Source organism: Micromonospora sp. Utrum1 (genome assembly GCF_057197805.1).
Genome location: NZ_CM170071.1, coordinates 5241604 through 5267348 on the forward strand (window position 1 = coordinate 5241604; position 25745 = coordinate 5267348).

A 25745-nucleotide genomic window follows, 5' to 3' on the forward strand; every position below is an offset into this window, starting at 1 on the left:
CTTGTCTGGTTGGGGGGATGGATCACTTGATTCCGGTGGTCGCGATGCCGCGCAGGAAGTGCCGCTGGAGGACCAGGAACACGAGAAGCACCGGGAGCACGACGACGACCGCGCCGGCGAGGAGCAGGCCGTAGTTGCGTTCGTTCTCGCCGACGCTGTAGAGCGCGAGGGCGACCGGCAACGTGTACTTGTCCTCCGTCGTGGCGACCACGAGGGGCCACAGGAAGTTGTTCCAGGACGCGAGGAACGTGAGGATCCCGAGGGTGGCAAGTGCCGGCCTGCACAGTGGCAGCACCACCCGCCAGAAGATTCGGAACTCGCCGGCGCCGTCGACCCGGGCCGCCTCGATGAGCTCGTCGGGGATCGACTGGAGAAACTGCCGCATGAGGAACACGCCGAACGGTCCGACGAGGAACGGCAGGATCAGGCCGGCGTACGTGTTGGTCAGGCCCATGTTGCTGACCAGCACGAACTGCGGGACGAAGGTCACCATGCCGGGCACCATGAGCATGCCGAGCACGGCCAAGAAGAGCGCCCGCTTGCCGGGGTATCGCAGCTTGGCCAACGCGTACCCGACGAGCGAGCAGAACAGCAGGTTGCCGACCATGACCAGGGTCGCGACCAGTGCCGAGTTGAAGAAGTAGAGCGGGAAGTCGAGCCGGGAGAACAGCCCACGGAAGTTGTCGAGCGTGACCGTCTCGGGCCACCAGGTCGGCGGCACGTCGCGGATCTCCCGCTCCGGCTTGAGCGACGAGAGGGCCATCCAGACGAATGGTCCGGCCACGGCGAGCAGCCCGAGAAGCAGGACGACGTAAAGCACGGTCTTCGCGACCCGGTCTCGGGTACGCAGGGCGGTGTCCTTCGTGGCCATCGTCAGTTCCTCTCCCCCAGCAGGCGGAACTGCACGACCGACAGCGCCACGATCGCAAGGAAAAGCACGTAGCTGCCGGCGGCCGCGTAGCCGTAGTTGCCGAAGCCGAACTGGTTGTAGATGTGGAACGACACCGACAGCGTCGAGGAGAGCGGGCCGCCCTGCGTCATGACAAGCGGTTCCTCGAAGAACTGGAGATAGCCGATGCCGGTGACCACCCCGCCGAAGAGCAGCGTCGGCCGCAGCATCGGCAGGGTGACGTTGCGGAACTGCTGCCACCGCGTCGCGCCGTCGAGCGTCGCCGCCTCGTAGAGGTCGGCCGGCACCGCCTGGAGTCCGGCCAGGAAGATCACCATCAGGAAGCCGAAGTTGCGCCACGCCGCCATGACGATCAGCGACGGCAGCGCGAGCTTGCTGTCGTACAGCCAGTTCGGCCCGTCGATCCCGACCAGTCGCAACAGGTTGTTGACGAGCCCGACCTCCGGGTCGAGCAGAAAGCGCCAGACCACTGAGAGCGCCACGATGCTGGCCACGACCGGCAGGTAGAAACCGACCCGGAACAGCGCGCGGAAGCGTACGAGCCCAGAGTTGAGCGTCGTCGCGGCGGCCAGGGCCAGCACCATCGTCAGCGGCACCCCGACGACGACGAACACGAGCGTGTTGACCGACGACCGCAGGAACAGCTGATCGGAGAACAGGCGCGTGTAGTTGTCGATGCCGACGACGTTGACGGCCAGCGGGTTACGCAGGTCGGTGGAGCGCAGGTCGGTGAAGCTCATGGCAAGCGAGACCACCACCGGCAGCGCCATGAACACGGTGAACAGCACGGTGAACGGCGCGGAGAAGGCCCAGCCGGTCAGCGCCCGCCGCAGGCGCTGCCGCCGCCGGACCGACCCGGCGGGCCGGTCGGGGCTGGTCGCCCCGACCGGTCGCGCCGGTGCCGTCGCCGCGGAGGCGTCGGCCATGTCAGCTCCCGGTCCCGATGGCGCTCGCCTTCTCCTGGATCGCCTTGGCGGTCGCGGCCGGGTCCGCGTTCTGCTTGCACAGCTTCTCGACCTCGAGGTCGAACGCGGCCGCGATCTGCTCCCAGGTCGTGATCGCCGGCGGCGCCTTGGCACTCTTGAGCTGCTGGCCGAACGTGGCCAGGAAGGTGTCGCCGGAGAGCGTCGAGTCATTCCAGGCCGACTGCACCGCGGGCAGGTCCTTGACCGCCTGGTACCACTTGACCTGCACCTCGGGCTTGCTCAGCCACTGCACGAACTTCCAGGCGCCGTCACGGTTCTTGGCGTCCTTGAAGACCGCGAGATTGCTGCCGCCGATGAACGAGGTCGACGACTTCTTCATCGGCATCTGCGCAACCGCGTACTTGTCCTTGAAGCCGGCGCCGCCCTGCTCCTCGACGATGCCCATGTGCCACGGTCCGGAGATGAACGCGCCGATCTCACCCTTGACGAAGCCGGGCTCGAGCGCGCCATCCGGCAGCGCCGTCGGGGACAGGCCCTCCTTGAAGAAGGACTGGTAGTAGCTGAGCGCCTCGGTCATCTCCGGGGAGTCGAAGTTCAGCTTGTCTGCGCTGGCCACGTCCGCGCCGTTGGACCAGGCGAACGGCATGACCGACTGCCAACTGCCGGTCTTGCCGGGCTGGAGGTTGAGGCCCCACTTGGCGCCGGCCTTGTCCTTCATGCCCTTGGCCATGGCCTTGAGGTCGTCCCACGTCTTCGGGCCGTCCGGGAACCCGGCCTTGGCGGCCATGTCCTTGCGGTAGTAGATCAGCCGGGTCTCGACGTACCACGGGACGCCGTACGAGGTGCTGTCGACGATCGTGGTGTCCCAGGCGCCGGGGAAGAAGTCGTCTTTCTTGATCAGCTCCGGCGGGGTCGGGTCGAGCGCACCGGACTTGGCGAACTCGCCCTGCCAGGTGGTACCGATCATCGACACGTCCGGCGTCTGCTTCGCGGCGATCGCGCTTGCGATCTTCTGGTGCGCCGCGTCCCAGGGCACCGCCGTCACGGAGACCTTGGCGTCGGGGTTCTCGGTGGAGAACTCCTTGGCGAACTCGGCGAGCTTCTCGCCTTCGGTGCCCATCGCCCAGACGGTGATGTCCCCGCTCGCCTTGCCTGCGCCGACGGACTTCGCCTCTTCCTGGCTGCCGCCCGAGTCACGGCCGCAACCGGCCAGCGCGACCGAAACGGCCAAGGCGACCGCGGCCGCGGCGGCTAACCGCCTACTTCTCATGTCGTACCTCCAGGGGTTGGTGGTGGACCTGGTTCACCTGCCGGTACCTCCAGTAGGGGGCACCGGGCAGCCGCAACTGCGGCGCAGGACGAGTTCGGTGGGCAGCACGAGACCGCCCACGGAGGCGTTGCCGGCCTGGTCGGCGGCATGCAGGATCAGCCTGGCCGCCTCGGCGGCGAGCTCGCGCACGGGTTGCCGGACCGTGGTGAGGGAGGGGGTGACGAGGGCGGCGGCCGGCATATCGTCGAAGCCGGTGATGACCAGGTCCTGCGGCACTCGCAGGCCCCGGCCGAGCGCGCCGACCAGCACGCCGAGGGCGATCTCGTCGTTGGCGCAGACCAGCCCGGCGTGCCGGGGCGTGTCGCCGGCCAGCAACTGGTCGGCGGCGAGCACCCCGTCGGCCTGCTGCATGCTGACCGCAACCGGCTCGGCGGGCGGTTCGACGCCGAGGTCGTGGTGCGCCCGCCGGAAGGCGGTCCAGCGTTCGCTGACGTCGGGCGAGCCTGCCGGGTTGCCGACGAAGACCAGTTCGCGTAGGTCGTGGTCGGCGAGCAGGTGTCGGGTGAGTGCCAGCATGCTGCCGGCGTTATCGGCGCGTACCGAGAGGATGTCGCCGGGTCCCTCGCCGGCGACCACCACCACGGGGACCATCCTGGCGAGTTGGAGCAGCGCCTGGTCGGAGATGGTGCCGCCCATGACGGCGACGCCGTCCACCCGGCGGCCCATCTCCAGCACCTGGTCGTCGGAGTCGGAGCGCAGGTGCGTGCAGAGGATGTGCACGCTGGCCCGGGAGGGCACCGCCTCGGACTCGAAGCCCTGGATCAGCTCGGTGAAGTAGGGGCCGGACAGGCCGGGGAAGACCAGGCCGAGGGCGCCGTGCCGGCCGGCGGCCAGGGCCCGCCCGAGGTGGTCGGGCCGGTATCCGTGCTTCTCGATCGCCTCCAGCACCCGGCGGCGCATCTCCTCGGAGACCTGTCCGGTGCCGTTGGAGACCCGGGAGACGGTGGCCACGGAGACGCCGGCGAGCTTGGCGATCTCGCGAACGTTCATGCGGCTGTTGCCCATCGCTTCCTCGATCCGTAACGTGCATCACAGAAACCGGTTTCAGGCGACCATAGGCAGCCGGGACGAACTTCACAACCCTCGGGTCCACAATCTCCTGCGTAGGAAGCTCTGCCCCACATGTCAGAAGTACTACTCCGGGATCGCCGGATCCTCGTCGACGGTCGGCCCGAGCTGCTGCTCGCCGGTGAGGTGCACTACTTCCGCCTCGCCCGGGCCGACTGGGCAGACCGGCTCGACCAGCTCCAGGACTGCGGCGGCAACACCGTCGCCACCTACGTGCCGTGGCTATGGCACGAACTGCCGGACGGCTCGGTCGACCTGACCGGGCGTACCCACGAGCAGCGCGACCTGGCCGGCTTCCTCGACCTCGCGCACCAGCGCGGGCTGCGGGCCGTGGTCCGCCCCGGCCCGTTCGTCATGGCCGAGCTGAAGAACGAGGGCATCCCCTACCGCGTGTACGACGAGCACCCGCATCTGCTCCCCACCACCTGGGACGGCGCGACGATCAGCACGCGCACGATCGACTACCTTGCGCCCGAGTTCCTCGCCGCAGCCGACGGCTGGTACGCCCAGGTGATGCCACTGATCGCGCAGCGGCTCGCGCCGCGCGGCGGACCGGTGGTGGCGGTCCAACTCGACAACGAGATCGGGATGCTGTCGTGGGTGACCAACTCCCCCGACCTCACCGACGGCGTCTGCGGCGACCTGGCCCGCTGGACCGTCCAGCGGTACGGCAAGGACACCGCCGCGGCGCGGATCGGTGCCGATCCGGCCGATCCGACGGCGTGGTCTAGGGCCCTGCGCACCCCGGCAGAGGAGCGGTCGCTGGCGCTGCACGACGACCTGGGTCGCTACATGCGCGACCGCTACCGCCGGTACGTGGCGGCGCTGCGGCACAGCGCCGAGCGGCACGGGGTGACCGGCGTGCCGTTCCTGGTCAACGTGCACGGCACCGCTGAACGACGGGGCCGCACCTTCCCGATCGGGATCAGCCAACTGTTCGAGGCGTACCGGGGGCAGCCGCAGCTCACCTCCGGCTCGGACTACTACCTCGGCGACCTGACCGTCGGCAACGTCGCCGACCTGTACGTGTCCAACGCCTTCCTGGCCGCCGCAAACGACCGCGACCAGCCGCTCACCTGCCTGGAGTTCGAGGCCGGCAACGGCGACTACGACGAGGACCTGTCGACGCTCTACCCGCCGGAGGGGATCGACCTGAAGACCCGGCTCTGTGTAGCGCAGGGCAACCGGCTGCTCAACCTCTACCTCTTCGCCGGCGGCCACAACCCGCCTTTGGCCGAGCCGGTCGGCGACGGCAACGACCGGATCGCGTTCACCGGCGAGCGGCACGGCTTCGCCGCTCCGGTCGGCCCGCAGGGGCGGCTCAACCCGACGTACGCCGCGGCAAGGCGGGCACTGCACGCCGTACGTGGGGTGGCCGACCTGCTCGCCGACGGCGACGAGGAACACGATGGGTTCGCCCTCGGATTCGTTCCCGACCACTACCTGACCGAGTACCGCCACCCGGCGTCCACCAAACGGGCGAAGCAGGTCGCCGAGCTGGAACGGTTCCGCGGCATGGGCGCGCGGGACGTGCTGGCGCGAGCGCTGCTGCTCGCCGGCTACTCGTTCCCCGCAGCGGACCTGCAGGCCCCAGGCGGCGCAGTACAGGCGCCGGGCGGCACGCCGCCGGTGCTGGTGCTGGCCACCGCCCCCACCCTCGGTTCGGACGTCCAGCAGCGGCTGGTCGACCATCTGCGGGCCGGGGGCCGGCTGCTGCTGCACGGACCGCTACCCAGCCGCGACCACGACGGCACGCCGTGCACCCTGCTGGCCGACGCACTCGGGCTACGGCCGGACGGCTGGCTGGAGGGCGGGCCACACTACTTTCCGTCGGTGGTGGGCCACGAGTGGGCGGCCGGCCCCGCCGAGGTCCGGGTCGGTTACGCCCAATTGCTGGCCGGGGCTGGTGAACGCCTGCTCACCGAGGTCGGCTCCGGCCGGCCGTGCGGCGCCGAGGTGACCGCGGGCGCCGGCCGAGCCGTGGTGATCGCCACCGACTACCCGTGCCACCTGGACTTCTGGCGAGCAGCGCTGGACCGGCTCGGGGTGCGGCCCCGGCTCCGACACGACGCAGGCGACCCCGGGCTGCTGCTCACCTCGACCGTGGACCGGTCCGGCCAGCGGCTGCTTCACCTGGTCAACGTCGCGCCGTCGGCGATCGAGTTCGGCCTGTGGCACCGGGACAAGCCGGTACTGGCCGGCCGGCGCCTGCGCATCAGCGCACGCGCCGGGCTGATGCTGCCCGCCGGAATCCGCGTCGGACCGGCCACGCTGCTGGAGAGCAGTTGCGAACTGGTAGCCCGGAGCGGCTCGGAGGTGCTGCTCCGGCCGACCCAGACCGAGGATGTCGCGGTCTTCGCCACCGACCGGCCGGTACGCGCGGACCGGGGTGAGGTGAGCCTGGCCGACGGTCGGGCCACTCTGACCGTCCAGGCCTCAGATGGCGAACCGGTCCGGGTCAGCATTGACTGACCGCCGTACGAGGCGACGCCCAGGACTCCGAAGACCTGTCGGACTCGAGCCAGTAAACATCGTGCTGCACCTGCCCGGCGCGGGTCGCCGGCTTCAGGATGATCCGTCCCAGGACGAGCGCCAGCCAGCTCCCGCCGACGCTCCAGCAGCGCGTCGACCCACCACTCGGCCAGGCCCTCGCCTGCGAACCCGCCGACCACGCGCGTGCCGAGGCCGCCGTCCGTCTGGCCTACCAAGCGGCAGGGCACCCCGAACCCTCCCGATTCCTCTGGTGCCCCTCTCCCCCCGCCGCGATGGAACAGCTCTATCGCGTCATCGACGACGGGCACACCTCGCTCGTCACGTCAGTTCGGCGCGACAACCTCAACCGCTCCCTCGCCGCCGCGCGGGCGCCGATCTGGGAGCAGACCAGCAAGCTCGACCGCTTCACCGCCCACGGGGACTTCCACCAGTTCATGGAGTGGACGGGCTACTACGGCGAACAGCGCTACGACGGCGTCGAAGCCCGCTACGACCTCATGGAGTACCCCTACCGCTGCAACCCGGTCACCGAACCCGAAGGCGCCGCTCTCACACCGGTGCTGCACGCGGTGCGGAAGGTGTACGACCTGGTGCATGCCCCGATCTGGGCGAGCGTCGACCGCAACATCACCGCCAGCTACACCCTGGTGCCCGCCAGGTTCTGGGACACCGGGAGCAGCATCGTGGACCAGGACGACGAGGGAAACGCCGTCGTCCGCTACTGCCTGAACCCGCGCGACCGGTTCTTCGAACCAGCCTGGAACTTCTATCCCGACTGGCTCCTCCTCGCCACCATCGACACCTACCGAGAGCTGCTCGGAACCACCCCTGATCCCGCCTGGGAAGGGTGCAGGGAGGTGGCGCTGGCGGCAGGGCCCTGGTGGCCATTCGCCGACGTCGCGGTCATGAGCGAACACCCCACGTTCCTGCGGGTTAACGGCCAGGGCCAGTTGCACGGCGAGGACGAGCCGGCGGTCGTCTGGCCCGACGGCAGCCAGACGTGGGCACGCGACGGCAACGTCCTTCCGCCACCGTGACCAGCGGTCACAGACGGGCGAGCGCTCGCGCCCGATATCTCCGCTGACGACGTCCGGGGCGGCCAGGCTCTCGCACCGGGCCTGGCCGCCCCGCGCCACGTCGCCGCCACGGCTGCTCGATCAGCCGCGACAGGGTCAGGAGGCGCAGGTGTTCAGCATGCTCTGCAGGGCCGACTTTTCCGTCGGCTGCAGGCTCAGACCCCAGCCGTACTTCACCGTGATCCACATCTTACTGTAGGTGCACCGATACGACGACAGTGGCGGCTGCCAGGTGGACGGGTCCTGGTCGCCCTTTGCCTGGTTGACGTTGTCCGTGACGGCGATCAGCTGCGGGTGGCTGAGATCATTGGCGAAGCTCTGCCGCCGGCTCGTGGTCCAGCTGCTGGCGCCGGAACGCCACGCCTCGGCGAGGGGCACAACGTGGTCGATGTCGACGTCGGAGGCGGCCGGCCAGGTGGCGCCGTCGTACGGGCTGTACCAGCGACCCGACACCGCGGCGCAGCTGCTGTCGGTGACAACCGAGGTGCCGTCGCGCTTGAGGACGGTCTCCCGGGTGTTGCAGGTGCCGCTGATCGTGATCCAGTGAGGGAACAGGTCGCGGGAATATCCAGTCAACGAGCCCTCGCTCTTGACGGTGAGGGCGTTGAGCTGCGACTGGGCGGTCGATTTGGAAGGGATGCCGGGCGGTGTGGCCAGCGCTGGCGCCGCATGTACGGCGACCAGGGCGCCGGTGGCGACGACGGCCGCGACTGTCGCCGCGGCCCACCGCCGCACTACTGCGGTTCTGCTGGACAGCGGTCGTACTGGCATGCGGGCCTCCGGGAGACCGTCGTTGGGCATCGACCTTCTCCAAGGATGATGTCCATTGACAGGCATCTTTGTAAAGAGGTGGGGGCCCTTCCGTGAAGATCGGCCAAGGTAGTCGCGTACATCGATGACACCGTGTCGCCGTTGAGCGCGAGCGCCGGCAAGAGTGCACGCGCGGGGGTGCGCAATAGATGTTTCGCCGGGCAGCCACCTGGTCCTGGCAGGCGTTGCTTCGGGGGCATTTCGGCCTGACCTTCCCCGACTACCGACGGCTTCAGCGCCGTGCGGTACGCAGGCACCGCCCGGAAGGGCTATTTGTTGGAGGCGCCTGCTCGTGAATCGCCGGCTCGTCGCCTCATCCGGCGTTGAGCCGGGCCAGCAGGTCGTCGGCTTTCACCGTTGTCCGCAGGTGGTCGGGCGTGCCGGTCACCGCCACCACTGTCGAGCCCTGGGCGACCGGAGCGGCTGGGCCGGGGAAGGGAATCAGCCGGTGGAGGGCGTCGGGGCGACAGCGCCGGCCAGGACCAGGCGGTCGTCAGGTCGAGCAGGTCGCGGAGGCAACCGGTGTTCGCCGATGCAGCCGCGCGGATGGCGGCGACGTTGGCCGGCAGGAGACCCACGACTCGCGGGACAAGAAGGCGGCTTCCGAACTGTCGTTGATCGGTCCTCGGATGGTCGCTGGGTGCAGCACGCTAACTCCATGGACCGCCCGGCTGCGTTCCTCGCTGACCCACCGAAGAGCCCGGCAGTGGCTGCCGCCTACAAAGCCGATGTCACGTCCGATGGCTACGTCAACAACCTCACTCGGGTCTGGTGCTGGCGTCCTGACGTGCTGGCGTCCTTCCAGGCCCTGCGCGCTGAACTCCTGGCCGGGTCAGGCCTGTCGCCGAGGGAAGTAGCCGTGATGGTTGCCGCCACCGCCGCCGCCCGCGGCGACGCCTACTGTGCGCCGGCGTGGGGATCTAGGCTGGCCGAACTCAGTGACGAGGCGACCGCCGCAAGCGTGCTGCAAGGCGTTGATAGTGACGTGCCCGAGCGGGAGGCCACACTCGCCGGTTGGCCCCGCCAAGTCATCCAGGATCCGAATGCCAAAACCGAGGCCCACGTAAACCGTTTACGCGACGCGGGCCTCAACGACCAGGAGATCTTCGAGGCGACGACCTGGATGGCGTTCCGTCTGGCCTTCTCCACTATCAACGATGCGCTGGGAAGCGCGGCCCGACCCACAGCTTGCTGAGAAGGCGCCTCGGCTCGTCCGAGAAACCGTCACCTACGGCCGCCAAGTCTAGGCGCACACAACCTTGGCCCCACCGGCAGCAGCGCTGTCTGACCCCCACACTGTCAGCGGCAGATGCGTGCGTTCGTCGTCCGGGAAGTCGCGCGACGCGGGCGTCAGCTCAGGGAAGGTCGGGATCCGGGTGCTCGGCCACGAAACGCTCGCCCGTTTCGTCGTCGACCAGCGAGTTGTCGACCAGCCATTCAACCGCCCGCCGCCTTGCGCGCACGTCGCGGAAGGCGTACCACGCCGGCAGCAGGTGCGGATACTCCTCGTGCAACTCGTTCTTGAACCGGCGGAAGGCACCCTTGCCCTGGATAGCCCGCGCCAGTCTGCGGCCGGCCACCGCGTCACTGATCCCCTCGGCGAAGTCGACCATGTCCTGATACCAGACGTAGGACGGCAGCGGGTCGATGCCGACCAGGTCAAGGTCCTCAAGGTCGACGGGCGTTTGTCCGTCGAGGCCGCCGTCCGTCGTCCAGACCATGATCTTGCCGGTCTGCGGGTTGATCAGCCATCGGTGCTCGTAATCGGTCTGGTCCTCGAGCGCGGTGGCGATCTCCTCCAGGTCTAGCCTGCTCAGGTCAAGCATCCGGCCACCATAAACCTGCTTCCGTCCGCGCTTCGACAGCGACAGCGCGACCAGCGGCAGATGTGCGCACCTGATCAAGCCTGGACCGCGCCCGCTCGGCTACGCGAGGGACGAGCTGCAAGAGTGACTCGCGGCGTCCGGGGCGGCCACTTTGCCCCTGGCAGTCGTTGCTATCGGAGTTCCTTGCGGACCTGTGGCAGGACCTCGGTGCCGAGTAGCTCGATGCTCTTGAGGAAGGTGTCGTGGGGCATGCCGCCGACGTCCATCTGCAGGATGTGGCGGCTGTGTCCGAGTAGCTGGTGCAGGTGCAGGATGCGGTCGGCGATCTCGTTGGGTCCGCCGGCGAAGACCATGCCGCCGGGCTCGTAGTTGTTGCCCCTGCCGGTGGGTGTCATCGCGGGGCGGCCGAGTTCGGCGGCGCCGGTGGTGAACATGCGCAGCTCGTGCTCGAGGTAGGTGGCCTTCGCTTGCCGGTTGTCGGTGGCGACGAATCCGTGCACGGCGACGGCGATGTCGGCGGTCTCGGCGGGATGCCCGACTTCGGCCCAGGCTTTCCGGTAGGCGGTGCCGTACTGCGCCCAGTGCTCTGCGGTGCCGCCGAGGATGCCGAGGAACATCGGTAGGCCCAGCTCGACGGCCCGCAGTACCGACTCGGGGCTGCCGCCGGTGCCGAGCCAGATCTTGAGTGGCTGTTCCGGGCGGGGCACGATCAGCGCGTCGTTGAGGGGCCGCTGCCGGTGGGGGCCTTTCCAGGTGACGCGGTGGTGCTCGTTGGCGGCGATCAGTAGGTCAAGCTTGGAGCGGTAGAGCATGTCGTAGTTGCGGACGTCGAGGTCGAACAGCGGGAAGGTGATGTCGGAGGATCCGCGGCCGGCGACTACCTCGATGCGTCCGGGGGCGATCGCTGCGGCGGTGGCCAGTTGCTGGAAGACCCGTAGCGGGTCGTCGGTGGACAGCACCGTGACGGTGGTGCCGAGCCCGATGCGCGGGGTGGAGGCTGCTGCGGCGTTGACCAGTGAGGTCGGGGACGACAGGGGCATCGAGGGGGTGTGGTGTTCGCCGAAGCCGAAGAAGTCGAGACCGGCCTGTTCGGCGACGTGCACGGCTTCGAGCACGTTGCGGATCGCCTGAGCGGTGTTGCCGCCTGCGGTGGGCGGGGTGTTGCCGAAGGAGTAGACGCCGAGCTCGAGTGTCATGCGGGGTGCTCCTTGGTTCGTGGCCGTTCGCGTTGGTGGCGGGTGGCGCGCAGCATGGCCTTGTACATCTGCCGGGGTGCGGGCGGATCGGGTAGCGGCTGCGCGGCCTGGGCGGCGCAGGCCTGGATGAGGTAGCCGACGAGCCGGCGCCAGGTGTCGGGGGCGGCGTCCGCGGTTGCGGTGAGCACGCCGGCGTTGGCCATGAGGAACATCGGCACGTCCTCGGTGACGAAGTCGGCACGCAGTTTCCCCGCGGCCTTGGCTCTGTTGATCAGGGTGGTGAAGTCGGCGAAGGCGCGGGCGCGGTCGGCCTCGAACTGCTTTGCGGTGGGGAAGGTCATGGTGAGCACCGTGGTGAAGCCGCGGTCGCCGGCCTGCATGGCGCAGATCTTCTCGACGTAGCCGCAGAATCCCTGCCACGGGTCCGGATCGGCCAATGCCTGGCGGGCGGCGTCGGCGTACGCGGTCATCTTGGTCTCGAAGGCCGCGGCGATCAGGTCCGCCCGGGTCGGGTAGCGGCGGTAGAGGGTGCCGACGCCGACTCCGGCCCGCTTGGCGATGTCCTCCATCGGCACCTCGAGGCCCAGCTCGGCGAAGACCTCGCGGGCGGCGGTGACGATGCGCCGCCGGTTGCGCTCGGCGTCGACACGCAGGCCAGCGCCGCCTTGGGTCCGGGGTGCGGGTGGCGAGGTCATACGGATCACCATACGGGCAAGTGGAAGGCATCGTCCACTTCTATGCTACGGTCGGTAGGCGTAGTGGAGGAAAGCTTCCACTTCCCTGGAGGAGATGAACATGAAGGCTGTTGTGACTACCGAACAGGGTGCGAAGCCCGAGGTTGCCGAGGTGCCGACCCCGCAGCCGGCCGCCGGTGAGGTGCTGGTCAAGGTGCAGGCGTCGTCGATCAACGGCTTCGACCTGTCGGTCGCCAACGGCTACGTCGTCGGGATGATGGAGCACCGATTCCCGGTCGTGCTGGGCAAGGACTTCGCCGGGACCGTGGAGGCGCTCGGCGAGGGTGTCACCCGCTTCGCCGTAGGCGACAAGGTCTTCGGCGTGGTCACCAAGGCGTACCTGGGTGACGGCGGTTTCGGTGAGTACGTGACCGTTCCCGAGGCGGTCGGCATCGCCAAGCTGCCCGAGGGTGTCGACATGGCCGCCGCCGGCGCCGTCGGTTTGGCCGGCACCGCCGCGATCAACGCGCTCGACGCGGCCGCCCCGCAGACGGGCGAGACGGTACTGATCAGCGGCGCGACCGGCGGCGTCGGCGCGATCGCCATCCAGTACGCCGCCGCGGCCGGCGCCACGGTCATCGCCACCGCGAAGCCCGGCGAGGAAGCCGACTTCGTCCGCGGTCTGGGCGCCCACGAGGTCGTCGACCACACCGCTGACCTGCCCGCGCAGGTCCACGCAGCCGCCCCGGAGGGCGTCGACGTGATCGTGCACCTGGCCGGCGACGGCGCCGTCCTGGCCGAGCTGCTGACCGAGAAGGGCCGGATCGCCAGCACCGTCGGTTACGGCGCCGACCAGCACCCGGCGGCCACCTTCGTCATGGCCAACCCGACCCCGGCCACCCTGGAACGGCTCGCCGTTGACCTCGCCGCCGGTCGCCTGAGCGTGCCGATCGAGCGCACCTTCACCCTGACCGAGGTGCCCACGGCGTTCGGCGAGTTTGCCGCCGGCACCCGCGGCAAGATCGCCATCACCCTCGCCTGATCACCACACCCCTCGGAGACCCCCGCTCATGAACGTGTTCCTGTGGATCGTGCAAATCGTCCTGGCCGCCGCGTTCGTCCTGGCCGGCGTGATGAAGGCGACGCAGCCGAAGGAGAAGCTCACGCCCAACCTGCCGTGGGTGGAGGACTTCTCCCTCAGCACCGTACGGCTCATCGGTGTCGCCGAGCTGCTCGGCGGCCTCGGCCTGATCCTGCCCGCGGCCACCGGCATCGCCCCGGTGCTCACCCCGATCGCCGCGACCTGCCTGGCGGTCGTCATGGCGCTGGCGGCCATCACCCACATCCGCCGCAAGGAGCCGTCCGGCATCGCGGTCAACGCCGCGCTGTTCCTGCTGGCCGCATTCGTGGCCTGGGGCCGATTCGGCCCCTGGAGCTTCTGACCGGCGACGCGCCCACCGGGCTGCCGGTCCCCTGCCTCCACCGGCGACCGGCAGCCCGCCCCTCGTGATCGGCGCCGGCGACGACGTCGCCGAACAGCTGCACCCTGACTCCACACGCCTGAACGGAGACCCTGCATGTCCGTCCTCGTCATCGGCGCGACCGGCGCCCTCGGCCGCCTGCTGCTGCCGGAACTGCACAAGCGCGGCCTGGCTACGGCCGACATCACCGCCGCCGGCCGCAACCAGCAGGTCCTCGACGCCCTCGCCGCCGACGGCTACCGCACCGCCCACGTGGACCTCGACGACGCCGATCAGATCCGCGCCGCCGTCGCCGGACACGACCGGGTGGCGCTCGTGTCGGGTAAGGACCCCCACCGGCTGCAGCAGCACCGCGCTGTCATCGACGCCGCCAAGGCCGCCGGGGTGCAGCACTTCTACTACACCAGCGGCGTCCGCGTCGACGACCCGAGCTTCGCACTCGGCGCCGACCACAAGGCCACCGAGGACGCCATCAAGGAGTCCGGTCTGCGCTACACCATCCTGCGCAACGGCTGGTACATCGAGAACTACATCCAGGCCATGCAGGGTGCCGCGCAGAGCGGCGTTTTCACCGCCGCCGTCGGCGACGGCCGTGTGGCTCCGGCCGGCCGACGGGACTTCGCCGAGGCCCTCGCCGCCGTGGTCTCCACCGACGGCCACGACCACAAGACCTACAGCCTCACCGGCGTCACCGACTACACGTACAACGATCTCGCCGACGCCATGGCGACGGTCCTCGGCAAGCCGGTGCAGTACCGGCCGGTCAGCGCCGAGCAGTACCAGGCCATCCTGACCGGTACCGGCCTCGATGAGGAAACCGCCGGGTTCCTGGCCGCCCTCGACGGAAACATGGGTGCCGGGATCATGGCATACGCCGGTGACGACCTCACCCGCCTCACCGGACATCGCACCATGTCCCTGGTCGAAGGGCTGAGCCAGTGAACGTCACCGTTTTCGGCGCCACCGGCGCCATCGGGCAACTCATCGTCGCCGACCTGCTCACCGCCGGGCACACCATCACCGCCTACGTGCGCAACGTCGGCAAGGTCCCGTCGACCTGGCACCAGGGCCTGCGCCTGATCGTCGGTGAGATCACCGACGCCGCCGGGATCGACCAGGCCGTGGCCGGCGCGGACGCGGTCATCTCCGCGCTCGGCCCCAGCATGGACCGCAAGGCCACCGGCCTGCCGCTGGTCGAGGGCACCCGGCTGATCATCGAGGCGATGAAGCGCCACGGCGTCGAACGTTTCATCGGCAACGGCACGCCCAGCATCGTCGACAAACGCGACAGGCCGAACCTGCAGCAGAAGCTCATCGGATTCATGGGCCGCAACCTGCTCAGCCGCGCCTACCAGGAGCTGCTGGGCATGTCCGACCTAATCATGAACAGCGGCATCGACTGGACCATCGTGCGGTTCAGCGCACCCAAGAACGGCCCCGCACGCGGCGTGAACCGCTACGGCTTCTTCGGCACCAACAAGATCGGCATGGCAGTGACCCGCGCCGACATCGCCGCCTTCACCGCCGCGCAGCTCACCGACGACCGGTTCCACCACGCCGCGCCGGCCATCAGCAACTAACGATCAGAGCACGTACGGCAGACCGCCGACCTCATGCCCGTGCCCGGCGGCGGGCATGCGCGACACCCGATCGGGCGTGCCGGCCGGGGCCACGGCCGGCAGCGCCCGCACCCCGGCGAGACAGGCGTCGGAGTTGGCGCCACTTACCAGCAGGCGCTGCAGGATGAAGCCCTGCCCGAGGCTGAGCAGGAGGGCGCCGACCTGCTCCGGGATCGCGTCGGCGGGCAGATTCCCGACCGCCTGCCAGCGGCGTGCGACCTCGACGAGTTGCCCCTGCAACCGCCGATACAAGTCCTCTGCCCAGGCGGCGGCCTGTGAAAAGGCCTTGGATCGAGGGGCCGGCGCACACAGCACCACCCGTACCGACATCGAGTGAATCAACGATGACGAGCGGCGTGATCGACTGCACTACTCTCGGCAGAGTCGGGCGGTAGCGGCTGGTGGGCGCGCGGTCAGCGGCAGTAGCGGATGCTTGATCTTGGCGACGCGCCCCCCGATCTTTGGCCCTCGCCGGACGGAACCATTTCCAAGGTGGTGACCAGCTGTACCGTCGCCGTCGTCGCACCAGTTGGTCCGGGTCAGTCACCCTGCGCCGGTCGATGCTCGTTGACTTCGGGCTGGCCGCGTCGCGCATTCGTTGTCGGACCCGCCCGCTAGCATCGCCGCGATCGCCAACGGGAGGGAAGGCGCCGTGGCCCAGGACGTCACAACGTTCGTCGATAGGGACCTGCGGGGCGCGCGGTTCAACAGGTCGACGCTGGCCGGTGCCGTGATGCGCGGCGTCGATGTGCGCGGGCTCGATATCGATGCGCCGTGGCTGGCGGACGGCGCACTGCTGATCAACGGTGTCGACGTCGTGCCGCTCGTCGAGGCCGAACTCAACCGGCGGTTTCCCGGGCGCGAACTGAAGCATGCCAAGGATTCCGATGGCCTGCGCACGGCGTGGGCGGCGCTCGAACGGGCCTGGGCGGCCGCGGTCGACCGGGTTGAATCCATGCCCGAGGGCACCGCCGACGTCTCGATCGATGGCGAGTGGTCGTTCGCGCAGACCCTGCGCCACCTCGCGTTCGCCACCGACGCATGGCTCGGCAAGGCGATCCTGCGCCTGCCGCAGCCCTTCCATCCGCTCGGGCAGCCGCACGCCGAGTACGAGACGGATGGATTCGATATGTCGATCTTTGCCACGGGGCAGCCGAGTCTCGCCGAGGTGCTCGATCTGCGTGCCGAGCGGCAGGCCATGGTGCAGGACTTCCTCGCGAGCGTCACGCCGGAGCTGCTCGCCGAGCCTCGGCCGACCGTGTGGTCACCCGAACACGAGGAGCGGGTCCTGCACTGCCTCCACGTGATCTTCGACGAAGAGTGGGAACACCTCCGCTTCGCACTGCGCGACCTCGACGCGCAGCAATAAGGTCCGGTGTCCACGTGGACACTTGAAAAGACCTCCCACCGAAGGGACAGCCCACTGCGTAGTGCTCAATATGCGGCAAAAGAGTACGTCCGTTGGATGCTGCGTCCACGCGTCAGGGAGGCGCTCGCGGAGTAACCGAGAAGCTGCATCACGACACTGGCGGATCTTGGGCTGCTGGACCGATCAGCCGTTTGAGGGTCTGCTCGGCCTGCTTGAGGTACTCACGAACCGCCTGGTCGAAGGCACCCGCGGGCAGAGACCAAGCGCTGTCCTGCGGCTCGCCGAGTCGGCCCAACGCCGGAGGGATCCCGTCCATCCAGCCGAACAGGCCGCGTCGTTTCATCCGCTGTCGGTACAGTGCCCGACCGGTCTCAGTAAGTCAGTAGCGGTCGGCTTCGGCATCGGCCCCGATTAGGCCCACGGCCAGAAGGCGGGGCACTGCACGGGTGAACTCGGCTTCGGTCAGGACGGCGTGATTGATGGTGTCGGCCGTCTTGAGGATCTCGCTCAGCGTGTAACCATCGTCCGGACCGGTGCCCTTGATCGACGAAAAGACCCAGGCATCCGACCATGTCCACGTGGCCATGCTGCCAGCGTAAGGAGAAAGCGTCGCCGTCGATGGCTGACCGCGCGGTCAGCGGCAAATGAGGGTGGCCGAGCATGGTGGCGGCGGGGTGGAAACCAGATGGGCGCAGCGCTGCCCAGTCCGGTAGCGAGTCGCGGACATCGAGGCTGATCTTGCCCTGTAACGGCTGGACTGTCACGAGCCCTTTCGGCGCGGCCCTCATCAGCACCGTAGCGATATCGTTACCGCGAGCACGGCCAGATCGGTGAACATGTTTCACAGTCGCGAGACGCGGGCCGGACCGCTCGGGCAGCGTCGCCGGCGGTGGCGGTCTAGGCTGACCCGCATGCCTGCTGATCATGGCGCACGTGACCTCGGCCAGCTGATGGAGCGCGTCAATGCCGGTTATTTCGAGGAGGCCCGCGACATTGCGTGGCTAGGCTTTGTGCCCGCCGGCAAGGCGTCGAGCATCAACGCCGTCGCCGGACTCAATCCCCAACAGATGGCGACGGAGATCGGGATCTCCGCGATGGAGCCGCCGAGCGCGATCGCCCTGGTACGGCGACGCTGCCCGGGCATCGTCATCGCGATGGGCCGCCCAGGCGAACCCGATCCGCGCCAACCCTTGCGTCCAGGCGGCGCCGTGCTGTGGCATTACGACGGTACCCGGGAGACCGCGGCCCTGCCCCCGCCCGACCCGGACGCCGCAGGGGTGGTGACGGAGCTTGCCGCGCAACGGTCCTGGGGCCCGCCTGCGGTCACCTTGCATGCGGCGGCGCGGCTGCGCGAGGTACCCGTCAAAGAATTGTTGTCTTTGCTCGTCCACCCGCCGCAGTCGCCGGTGCGCACACGGATGTCCGTGTGGGAGCGGACCGTACAGGCGTGGTGCTGCCTTGGCCTGCTGCACCGGGGTGAAACGGGGCTGCTGGCCGACATCGTCTTCGGCGTCGAGGACTGGACCACCGAGGCGGCCGTCTACGCGCTGGTGGCCTCGGCGTGGACGGACCCGTCGCAACGGGCCGGCGTCGCCGCGCTGGTGGCCGAGCGCTTCGAGAAAGCGTCTACGGCGCAACAGACCCGGCCCGTGCTCATCGCGACGTCGCTGGCGCAGCTTGCGTGCGTGACTCCGGACCTGTCCGCCGCCACGCGCGACGCGGCCCGGCGGATGCTTGCCGAAGACGTGCTGCCCTCGGCGCAACCACAACCCAGACGGACAGTGTGGGACAAGCTGCGGGGCCGCTGACACCGGCGCCGCGTCACCGGGCGCGCCGTCCTCGACAACCAGCAACTCGAACGCTTCACTCGACACCTCATCGCTGTGCCGCTGCAGCCGCTGGCCGTGCCCGCCGACCCGACGCATCTCTACGTCGCGCCCGGGCTCGTCGCTCTCACCGCCGGGTTGCACGGCGGCACCCACGTGTTCGTCGGCGCCCGTCAACGGGCAAGCCTGCGCGCCACTCGCGATTGGACCACCGCCTGGAGCACGTTCAACGGCTGACGGCCCGCGGACGTCGGGGAGCCGGGATACTTCAACGCCCATGATCCAGTGCGCGCTCATCGGCAGATGCGGATGCTCGGTACGGGCGGCCCAGGTCCCGGCCCGTGACAGAGCATCGCCCCGACGGCGGTGATGAGGTGAATTCCGACTACTCGATCAACAGAGCCTGCCAGTCTCGTGGCGGCTGACGAGCGGTCAGCAGGCCCGGTCGCGGCCGATTACGTACGGTCGAGGAATGGACGTGCTGCTGCGCGGCGGGCCGGGCGACGGCCAGGTGGTGCCCGGCGGCGGGGAGACCGTGGTGTGGGGGCCGTGCCTGTACGAGATCACGTCCGAACGCGGCCATCGGCAGGGGCGTGATCTGCGCGTGTACCGCCACCGTCCCGACTGCTGCAAGCCCTACGGTCGGGGCGCCGAGGACCGATGCGAGTGACCTACACCCGGCGGATCCGCCGGGCTTGTTCACCACCCCGCCTTCCACTGCATTCGAACATGCGTACGATCACCTGGTGCAGGAGGTGGTCCGGCGGTATTGGAACGGGGTGTGGGGACGCTTGGCGCGTCGAGACGTGTGGCTGGTGCGCCAGACGCGCTGGACGGTCGTCGCCCGCGCCGGCGACACCGAGACGGGCAAGGTCCTGCGCTGGGAGTTCGAGACGGAGACGGATGCCGTGCGCATGGTCGAGCGTCTGCTGCGCGCCGACACCGCCGGGCAGTGGCGGAAGCAGGATGGCGGTGGGCCGCCGACGGCGCCGCGGGAAGGCCGGCGGCCGGGCCCGGCGGCTCTGGAATGACCGCCCAGACCGTGCTTCCCGACTGCGTCGACTTGTCCGCGCCACAAACCCGAGGTCGTAACGGGTCCGCCCTGCGGCTTGTGGGTGGCCGCCCCCGTCCCCTCGGCCTTCTCCTGGCACAGCTTCGCCGGCCATGCCACAGAACACGCGCGCCTAACGCGTCATTCACAGGCAACCCTTCTATCCACAGGGCCGCCGTCACGGGAGGGCAGCCGGCGCTGGTCGCTGGTGAAGTACCTCCGACGGCGTGATGAAGGATCAAGGGCGGGCCGGGGAGGGGACAGCCATGGCGAGACGGGACAGATGATCAGCACGCGCCGACGAGCAGGTGGCGCCGGATCGCCTCGCCCGGATGACCGGACTCATCAGCGCGCTCGCGGGGCTTGTCGGGGCGGCTGCGGCGCTGGTGACCGCGATCAACGCAATCGGGCAGTTGTGATGCCCGCTAGAGAGGCATGGTTTCTCGGGGGGCCCTGTTGATGGCCGTCTGGCACCTGTCGAGGTCGATGAGATGGGATCCTTGCCGTTGACCGTGCTGTTCCCGCGGACAGGGATCTGTGTCGGGTCACGCGCTCTGCCCGCTCCGGCGCTCATGCATCACTACCTCACGTGGACGACGAGACCGTTCCGCCGGTCTACCGGTACGCGGGACGTGGGGACACCCGCCGGGAACCGCCGCGGGAATGACTTCAAGCGTGCGGGCCTCGCGCGGTTTCAGGCGAGCGGGTGGGCGGGTGGGCGGGTGCCCGTGCCGTGGCGGCAAGCGGCACGATGTCAGGCGTGACCACGCCAGCTCGCCCGCCGCTCGCCGTTCTGGACGCGGTGCTGGAGCGGTTGACATACGTCAACGAGGAGACCGGGTACACCGTCGCCCGCGTGGCCACCGACCGCGGCACGGACCTGCTGACCGTGGTCGGGGCGCTGCTCGGCGCGCAGCCTGGTGAGACGCTGCGGCTGCACGGGCGGTGGTCGTCGCACCCGCGCTACGGTCGGCAGTTCGAGGTCGACTCCTACACCACGGTGCTGCCGGCCACGATTCAGGGCATCCAGCGTTACCTCGGCTCCGGTCTCGTGAAAGGTATCGGGCCGGTGTTCGCCGAGCGGATCGTGGCTCATTTCGGCCTGGACACCCTGCGGGTCATCGAGGAGGAACCGGCCCGCCTGGTCGAGGTGCCGGGCCTGGGCCCGAGACGCACGGCGAAGATTGCGGCGGCGTGGGAGGAGCAGAAGGCCATCAAGGAGGTCATGGTCTTCCTGCAAGGCGTCGGGGTGTCCACCTCCCTGGCGGTGCGGATCTACAAGCAGTACGGCGACGCCTCTACCGACGTGGTCACGAAGGAGCCGTACCGGCTAGCCGCGGATGTGTGGGGCATAGGCTTCAAGACCGCCGACACCATCGCCCAAGCCGTCGGTATCCCCCACGACAGCCCGCAGCGGGTCATGGCCGGCCTGCAATACACGCTGTCCGAAGCCACCGACAACGGGCACTGCTACCTACCCGCTCCGGAACTGGTCGCCGACGCGACGAAGATCCTCGACGTGCCCGCCGACCTCGTCGCCCGCTGCCTCGACGACCTGGTCGCCGGCGAGGGCGTCGTCCGCGAGACCCTGACCGCCGCCGACGGGGAGGCGGTGCAGGCGGTGTATCTGGTGCCGTTCCACCGCGCCGAGCAGTCCCTCGCCAGCTCCCTGCACCGTCTGCTCGACACCCCCGCCGACCGGCTGCCGCACTTCACGAACGTCGACTGGGGCAAGGCTCTCGCGTGGTTGAAGGCACGCACCGGCAACGACCTTGCCCCGGAGCAGGAGCAGGCGGTCCGTCTCGCGCTGACCTCGAAGGTGGCGGTGCTGACCGGCGGCCCTGGCTGCGGCAAAAGCTTCACCGTCCGCTCCATCGTCGAACTCGCCGCCGCGAAGAAAGCCAAGATCACCCTCGTCGCCCCGACCGGACGGGCCGCCAAACGCCTCTCGGAGCTCACCGGCCACCCCGCCGCCACCGTGCACCGACTACTGCAACTGCGCCCCGGCGGAGACGCCTCCTACGACCGGGACAACCCCCTCGACGTCGACCTGCTCGTCGTCGACGAAGCCTCCATGCTCGACCTGATCCTCGCCAACAAACTCGTCAAAGCCGTCCCACCCGGCGCGCACCTGCTCCTCGTCGGCGACGTCGACCAACTCCCCTCCGTCGGCGCCGGCGAAGTCCTCCGCGACCTGCTCGCCGCCCCCACCATCCCCCGGGTGCGGCTGACCCAGATCTTCCGCCAGGCCGCCCAGTCCGGCGTCGTCACCAACGCTCACCGGATCAACGCCGGCCGCCCACCCCTCCATGTGTGGAGGCGGCCAGAGGCGGAAGTTGAGCGCCACCTATGCTCGCCGCCATGGCCCGACGTCTCGCCGCTTCGGTGGCTCTCCTCGCCGTGCTCGCCCCAACCGCCGCCTGCGACCCGGCGCCCGCCACAGGCGAATCGACGCCGACACCGCCCGCCACGGCCCTGGTCGCTCCCGCGCCCACCGATGGCGGCGCCGCGCGAAAGCTGCGAGACCGGTACGCCGCCACCCAGCGCCTGGCCGGACTGGCCGAAAAACCCGCCTACAGGGACGAAAAGCTCGACTCCGACGGGGTGGCCTGCTGCGCGCCTGAGGGCCTCCCTGGGGACGGGGCGCGTTGGCGGGCGGCGGCGGCAACCCCGGCCAGCAGACTGGCGAGGTCGGCACGCTCCGATCTTTACAGGGAACACGGCCCGAACGTAATGCACCTTCTGCGTCGCGCCCGAATGCCCGTAGGCCGCGCCGGTGTTGATTTGGGAAGACGGTCGGTGTGATCGGGAAGCCACGAATTGCGGACGAGAGTTGGGAGGTCTGACCGGGCCGGCACAGGACGCATCCGCGGAGCGCCGCCCTCGCGACGCCGCACGTATGCCTTTCTGAGCGGATGTCCGGCGAGCCCATCCACGGATCGGTCAAAGCGATTCAACGGCGCGCCGACGGCGACGACGTTCGACCGCCTCGGCGCACGTATCTCCCAGTCATCCAGTCAGACCCCAAACGTCATGAGCTGTCCGACTCTCATCACCGGCGCCGAGACGAGCGGCGCCTACACCGTGCGCTGTTGCACTGGGGTGACCACCCCGACCGGGTCACGATGGGTGCGGCGATCGCGGTTCGCGGCAGCACCCTCGACGGGGACACGATGATCGGGATGGCCGACGCGACGATGTATGCGGGCAAGGCCGAGCGGCGGTCCACCGCCGCCGCCCCATCCGGTGGTCCGCCCGTGGAGACGTGCTGATCCACCTGCACAGGACGTCGGTACCTGCGACGCGTCGAACCGACACGCGTGGTAGCCCTTACCGGCTGGGCTCCGTGGCGTCGTGATGCCTAACGAGCGGCGATGGGCGCGGTCGTCGGCTTCCGGTCGGCGTCACCCTCGACGCGGAACGGGATGCGCAGGCGGGTCATGGCAGCCGAACTTACGTCGACGGCAGGTGTGTGGTCGAAAGGCGTATCTGCTCCCGGTGCTTCACGGAACAAGTTCGAGTCATGCGCGGTTACATCAGTCAACAGCTGCTCCAAGTTTGCGCGCCTACGCGCGACTCACCCGCTCGTACATGCAAGCCGGGTGCGGAAAATGAGCGGGGCGGATCCGCCGCGCCCCGGGGCGTTGGATCCGTTTCGCTCGGCCCGCCGAACCCTAACCCAAAAAGCCATCGTGGTACGGCTTGGGCCGGGGTGCGGGTAGAGTGATCAACCAGTCCGCCGGTTCCGACCACGGCCTGCATCTGATGTCGACCACCACGCGCCGCGACCAATCGGTCAGCGCCGTGCAGAGCGACCCCTTCCACGTTCGGAGACTCCCATGGCGGCACGCCGCCCCAGCAAGACACCCCTTGTTACACCCACCTCCTTCGCCGACCTCGGCGTGCCCGGCCGTCTGGTCGCCGCGCTCGATCAGGCGGGCATCAGCACGCCATTCCCGATCCAGGCCGCGACGCTCCCGGATTCACTCGCCGGACGCGACGTGCTGGGTCGTGGCAGGACGGGATCGGGCAAGACATACGCCTTCGCTCTCCCGGTCCTCGCCCGGCTCTCGGCCGCCACGTCTCCGCGGCTGCCCGGCCGCCCGCGCTCGCTCATCCTGGCGCCCACCCGCGAACTGGCGACCCAGATCGAAGCGACGATCGCACCGCTGGCCACCGCGCTGTCGCTGCGGACCCTGACGATCTTCGGTGGGGTGAGCGCGCGGCCACAAGTCGGTGCACTGCGTGCCGGGGTCGATATCCTCATCGCCTGTCCCGGCCGGCTCGCCGACCACGTGTCGACCGGCCACGCGATCCTCGACGCCGTCGAGGTCACGGTGCTCGACGAGGCGGACCACATGGCCGACCTGGGCTTCCTGCCGGTCGTACGGCGACTCCTCGACAAGACACCGCCCCGCTCCCAGCGGCTGCTGTTCTCGGCGACGCTCGACGCGGGCGTCGACGTCCTCGTGCGGCGGTACCTCTCCAACCCAGTCACTCACAGCGTCGACTCGGCGATGTCGCCGGTCGCCGCGATGACCCACCACGTGCTCCGGGTGCGTCACGATGACCGGCTTCCCGTCCTGATCGACCTGACGGCCGCCCCGGGGCGCACGCTCGTATTTACACGCACCAAGCGGGGCGCCAAGAAGCTGACCAGTCAACTGGTCGCCTCGGGCGTGCCCGCCGTGGAGCTGCACGGCAACCTGGCGCAAAACGCCCGTACCCGCAATCTGGCGGCGTTCTCCGCCGGCGACGCCCGCACGCTCGTTGCGACCGACATCGCGGCGCGCGGTATCCACGTCGACGATGTGGCTCTCGTGATCCACGCCGACCCGCCCGCCGAGCATAAGGCATACCTGCATCGCTCGGGGCGGACCGCGCGTGCCGGAGCGAGCGGCACCGTCGTCACCCTGATGACCGACGACCAGGTCACCGACGTGCGCGATCTGACCCGCCAGGCCGGCATCAACCCGACGATCACCCGGCTTGGGCCTGGTGACTCGCTGCTCACCGAACTCGCCCCGGGCGAGCGCCGCTTCGTGACGACTCCCGTAGCGACGACTGCGCCGCATCACGGACGAGGCCGCAGGGCCATGCGGCGCCCGGATCCGCGCACAGCGGCGGGCGGATCGACTGCCAGCGCAGTGCGCGGGAGAGGCTCGGAAAGTCGTCGGGCGAGTGCCGCAGGAACCACGTCCGCGCCACGGGGCGCGGCGGCGTTCTCTTCCGGCACGCGGGTTGGTAGCCGGCGCGGTCAGCGCTGACAGCGAAGACACGGCGCTGGCGGCGCGCCCGCGCTAGCCTCACCGGGTTCCAACCTTCGGTTTGTCGCATACATTGCCAGCGCCTGGTGGGTATCTAACCCGCCAGGCGCCTTTTGTTCTGCCGGTTCTTCCAAACCAGCAGCGGCGACAACCGAGGGCCTGTACGGCTCCATCAGCTACTCAGAGGAGAAGACGTGGCATTCGGCACAGTCAAATGGTTCAACGCGGACAAGGGCTTCGGCTTCATCGCGCAGGATGGTGGCGGCGCTGACGTCTTCGCCCACTTCTCCGCCATCTCATCGGGCGGGTTCCGCAGCCTGGAAGAGAATCAGCGGGTCGAGTTCGACGTCGAGCAGGGCCAGAAGGGCCTTCAGGCCGCCAACATCCGTTTGGTCTGACGTTGACTCCGCCAAGCCGTGGCGAACAGGCCTCGCCCGTCGCCACGGCGGTGGCTGAGACCACGGTCCGGCGAATGCCGGTCCGTTCCGACACCGCGGTCCTGCCAGGCCCCGAACCGCCGGTGTTGCACGCGCTGTCCGTCCCCGAGTTCGTGGCCGGGACCGCCAGCATCGACCGACTCCGGCTGGCCCCAGTGCCGCTGGTGCCAGAGGTGTGACCGGTCATGGCCGAGGACGCGATCGGCCTCTGGGCACGGCTCGAAGCCGAGGCGGGGCACGCCCTCCCGCCGCCGTTCTGGACGTTGTCGTCGTACGACTACGCCAGCTCCGCCTCAGCGCGCATCGCGTCGGGACCCTGTTGCTGGTTGCGCTCGTGTCCTTTGGGGACTCGCTAGCTCCCGTTGGGCATGCTGGTTGGTGGGAGA

26 protein-coding genes and 1 pseudogene are annotated in these 25745 nt (G+C 69.3%); 16 read left to right on the forward strand and 11 right to left on the reverse strand.

All coding sequences use genetic code 11. The features are described from left to right. Positions 1-22: 22 nt before the first annotated feature. The 4 genes from AC0OLQ_RS24710 to AC0OLQ_RS24725 form a co-directional block, all read right to left on the reverse strand. Positions 23-871, reverse strand: coding sequence for a carbohydrate ABC transporter permease (locus AC0OLQ_RS24710; RefSeq protein ID WP_484528265.1), 849 nt, complete (start codon positions 869-871; stop codon positions 23-25). Positions 872-873: 2 nt separating this feature from the next. Then, positions 874-1836: a carbohydrate ABC transporter permease gene (locus AC0OLQ_RS24715; RefSeq protein ID WP_484528266.1), complete on the reverse strand. Its 963-nt coding sequence runs from the start codon at positions 1834-1836 to the stop codon at positions 874-876. A gap of 1 nt (position 1837) precedes the next feature. Further along, complete coding sequence (locus AC0OLQ_RS24720; RefSeq protein WP_484528267.1) at positions 1838-2956, reverse strand: sugar ABC transporter substrate-binding protein; 1119 nt, start codon at positions 2954-2956, stop codon at positions 1838-1840. Positions 2957-3139: 183 nt separating this feature from the next. Next, positions 3140-4171, reverse strand: coding sequence for a LacI family DNA-binding transcriptional regulator (locus AC0OLQ_RS24725; RefSeq protein WP_484528268.1), 1032 nt, complete (start codon positions 4169-4171; stop codon positions 3140-3142). A 117-nt stretch (positions 4172-4288) separates the two neighbouring features. On the opposite strand from AC0OLQ_RS24725, the gene AC0OLQ_RS24730 reads away from it, so the two are divergent. Together AC0OLQ_RS24730 and AC0OLQ_RS24735 are read left to right on the forward strand one after the other, a co-directional pair. Next, positions 4289-6706: a beta-galactosidase gene (locus tag AC0OLQ_RS24730; RefSeq protein ID WP_484528269.1), complete on the forward strand. Its 2418-nt coding sequence runs from the start codon at positions 4289-4291 to the stop codon at positions 6704-6706. A 293-nt stretch (positions 6707-6999) separates the two neighbouring features. Beyond that, entirely contained in the window at positions 7000-7764 is a 765-nt protein-coding gene (locus AC0OLQ_RS24735) for a DUF6745 domain-containing protein (RefSeq protein ID WP_484528270.1), read from the forward strand. Between the two features lie 135 nt (positions 7765-7899). On the opposite strand, the gene AC0OLQ_RS24740 is transcribed toward AC0OLQ_RS24735, so the two are convergent. After that, positions 7900-8574 carry a GmrSD restriction endonuclease domain-containing protein gene (locus AC0OLQ_RS24740; RefSeq protein ID WP_484532419.1) on the reverse strand — a complete coding sequence of 225 codons (675 nt, stop codon included), beginning with the start codon at positions 8572-8574 and terminating at the stop codon, positions 7900-7902. 697 nt (positions 8575-9271) lie between these two features. Here AC0OLQ_RS24740 and AC0OLQ_RS24745 point away from each other — a divergent pair. Further along, positions 9272-9808 (forward strand): carboxymuconolactone decarboxylase family protein, encoded by a 537-nt coding sequence (locus tag AC0OLQ_RS24745; RefSeq protein ID WP_484528271.1) that lies wholly within the window; start codon positions 9272-9274, stop codon positions 9806-9808. Positions 9809-9968: 160 nt separating this feature from the next. Here AC0OLQ_RS24745 and AC0OLQ_RS24750 read toward each other — a convergent pair whose 3' ends face one another. The 3 genes from AC0OLQ_RS24750 to AC0OLQ_RS24760 all read right to left on the reverse strand — a co-directional run bounded on the left by AC0OLQ_RS24750 (position 9969) and on the right by AC0OLQ_RS24760 (position 12330). Next, the gene (locus AC0OLQ_RS24750; protein WP_484528272.1) at positions 9969-10439 is read right to left on the reverse strand and encodes a UPF0158 family protein; all 471 of its coding nucleotides are present in this window, start codon (positions 10437-10439) and stop codon (positions 9969-9971) included. A 170-nt stretch (positions 10440-10609) separates the two neighbouring features. Next, on the reverse strand, positions 10610-11635 hold the full coding sequence (locus AC0OLQ_RS24755; RefSeq protein WP_484528273.1) for an LLM class flavin-dependent oxidoreductase: 1026 nt from the start codon (positions 11633-11635) through the stop codon (positions 10610-10612). Then, a complete protein-coding gene (locus AC0OLQ_RS24760; protein WP_484528274.1) occupies positions 11632-12330 on the reverse strand; it encodes a TetR/AcrR family transcriptional regulator in 699 nt (232 codons plus the stop codon). Before AC0OLQ_RS24760 ends, AC0OLQ_RS24755 begins: the two co-directional genes overlap by 4 nt. A 100-nt stretch (positions 12331-12430) precedes the next feature. Here AC0OLQ_RS24760 and AC0OLQ_RS24765 point away from each other — a divergent pair, with 100 nt between their 5' ends. From AC0OLQ_RS24765 to AC0OLQ_RS24780, 4 genes are all read left to right on the forward strand, one after another. Continuing rightward, the gene (locus AC0OLQ_RS24765) at positions 12431-13351 is read left to right on the forward strand and encodes an NADP-dependent oxidoreductase (RefSeq protein WP_484528275.1); all 921 of its coding nucleotides are present in this window, start codon (positions 12431-12433) and stop codon (positions 13349-13351) included. A 28-nt stretch (positions 13352-13379) separates the two neighbouring features. Next, on the forward strand, positions 13380-13751 hold the full coding sequence (locus tag AC0OLQ_RS24770; protein ID WP_484528276.1) for a DoxX family protein: 372 nt from the start codon (positions 13380-13382) through the stop codon (positions 13749-13751). A 135-nt stretch (positions 13752-13886) separates the two neighbouring features. Continuing rightward, positions 13887-14732, forward strand: a complete 846-nt coding sequence (locus AC0OLQ_RS24775; protein ID WP_484528277.1) for an SDR family oxidoreductase — start codon at positions 13887-13889, stop codon at positions 14730-14732. Next, positions 14729-15370, forward strand: coding sequence for an NAD(P)-dependent oxidoreductase (locus AC0OLQ_RS24780; RefSeq protein ID WP_484528278.1), 642 nt, complete (start codon positions 14729-14731; stop codon positions 15368-15370). The genes AC0OLQ_RS24775 and AC0OLQ_RS24780 overlap by 4 nt, the downstream gene beginning before the upstream one ends. Before the next feature lie 3 nt (positions 15371-15373). On the opposite strand, the gene AC0OLQ_RS24785 is transcribed toward AC0OLQ_RS24780, so the two are convergent. Next, on the reverse strand, positions 15374-15739 hold the full coding sequence (locus AC0OLQ_RS24785; protein WP_484528279.1) for a hypothetical protein: 366 nt from the start codon (positions 15737-15739) through the stop codon (positions 15374-15376). A 322-nt stretch (positions 15740-16061) separates the two neighbouring features. On the opposite strand from AC0OLQ_RS24785, the gene AC0OLQ_RS24790 reads away from it, so the two are divergent. After that, the gene (locus tag AC0OLQ_RS24790) at positions 16062-16778 is read left to right on the forward strand and encodes a DinB family protein (protein WP_484527177.1); all 717 of its coding nucleotides are present in this window, start codon (positions 16062-16064) and stop codon (positions 16776-16778) included. Positions 16779-16926: 148 nt separating this feature from the next. On the opposite strand, the gene AC0OLQ_RS24795 is transcribed toward AC0OLQ_RS24790, so the two are convergent. Together AC0OLQ_RS24795 and AC0OLQ_RS24800 are read right to left on the reverse strand one after the other, a co-directional pair. Further along, positions 16927-17121 carry a hypothetical protein gene (locus AC0OLQ_RS24795; protein WP_484527176.1) on the reverse strand — a complete coding sequence of 65 codons (195 nt, stop codon included), beginning with the start codon at positions 17119-17121 and terminating at the stop codon, positions 16927-16929. A 36-nt stretch (positions 17122-17157) separates the two neighbouring features. Next, entirely contained in the window at positions 17158-17364 is a 207-nt protein-coding gene (locus AC0OLQ_RS24800) for a hypothetical protein (RefSeq protein ID WP_484527175.1), read from the reverse strand. Positions 17365-17689: 325 nt separating this feature from the next. Between AC0OLQ_RS24800 and AC0OLQ_RS24805 the strand changes: the two genes are divergently transcribed. The 8 genes and pseudogenes from AC0OLQ_RS24805 (at position 17690) to AC0OLQ_RS24840 (ending at position 25320) form a co-directional block, all read left to right on the forward strand. Further along, the gene (locus AC0OLQ_RS24805) at positions 17690-18586 is read left to right on the forward strand and encodes a hypothetical protein (protein ID WP_484528280.1); all 897 of its coding nucleotides are present in this window, start codon (positions 17690-17692) and stop codon (positions 18584-18586) included. Positions 18587-18661: 75 nt separating this feature from the next. Continuing rightward, complete coding sequence (locus AC0OLQ_RS24810) at positions 18662-18841, forward strand: hypothetical protein (protein WP_254336772.1); 180 nt, start codon at positions 18662-18664, stop codon at positions 18839-18841. A 235-nt stretch (positions 18842-19076) separates the two neighbouring features. After that, positions 19077-19274, forward strand: a complete 198-nt coding sequence (locus tag AC0OLQ_RS24815; RefSeq protein WP_484528281.1) for a hypothetical protein — start codon at positions 19077-19079, stop codon at positions 19272-19274. A 76-nt stretch (positions 19275-19350) separates the two neighbouring features. Beyond that, positions 19351-19635 (forward strand): hypothetical protein, encoded by a 285-nt coding sequence (locus AC0OLQ_RS24820; protein ID WP_484528282.1) that lies wholly within the window; start codon positions 19351-19353, stop codon positions 19633-19635. A 771-nt stretch (positions 19636-20406) separates the two neighbouring features. Then, positions 20407-21963: pseudogene (recD2, locus tag AC0OLQ_RS24825) on the forward strand (SF1B family DNA helicase RecD2); the annotation flags it as partial. A 784-nt stretch (positions 21964-22747) separates the two neighbouring features. Further along, positions 22748-22927, forward strand: a complete 180-nt coding sequence (locus AC0OLQ_RS24830; protein ID WP_484528283.1) for a hypothetical protein — start codon at positions 22748-22750, stop codon at positions 22925-22927. Between the two features lie 567 nt (positions 22928-23494). After that, positions 23495-24922 carry a DEAD/DEAH box helicase gene (locus AC0OLQ_RS24835; protein WP_484528284.1) on the forward strand — a complete coding sequence of 476 codons (1428 nt, stop codon included), beginning with the start codon at positions 23495-23497 and terminating at the stop codon, positions 24920-24922. 194 nt (positions 24923-25116) lie between these two features. Further along, on the forward strand, positions 25117-25320 hold the full coding sequence (locus AC0OLQ_RS24840) for a cold-shock protein (protein ID WP_484528285.1): 204 nt from the start codon (positions 25117-25119) through the stop codon (positions 25318-25320). The last annotated feature ends 425 nt before the right edge of the window (positions 25321-25745 follow it).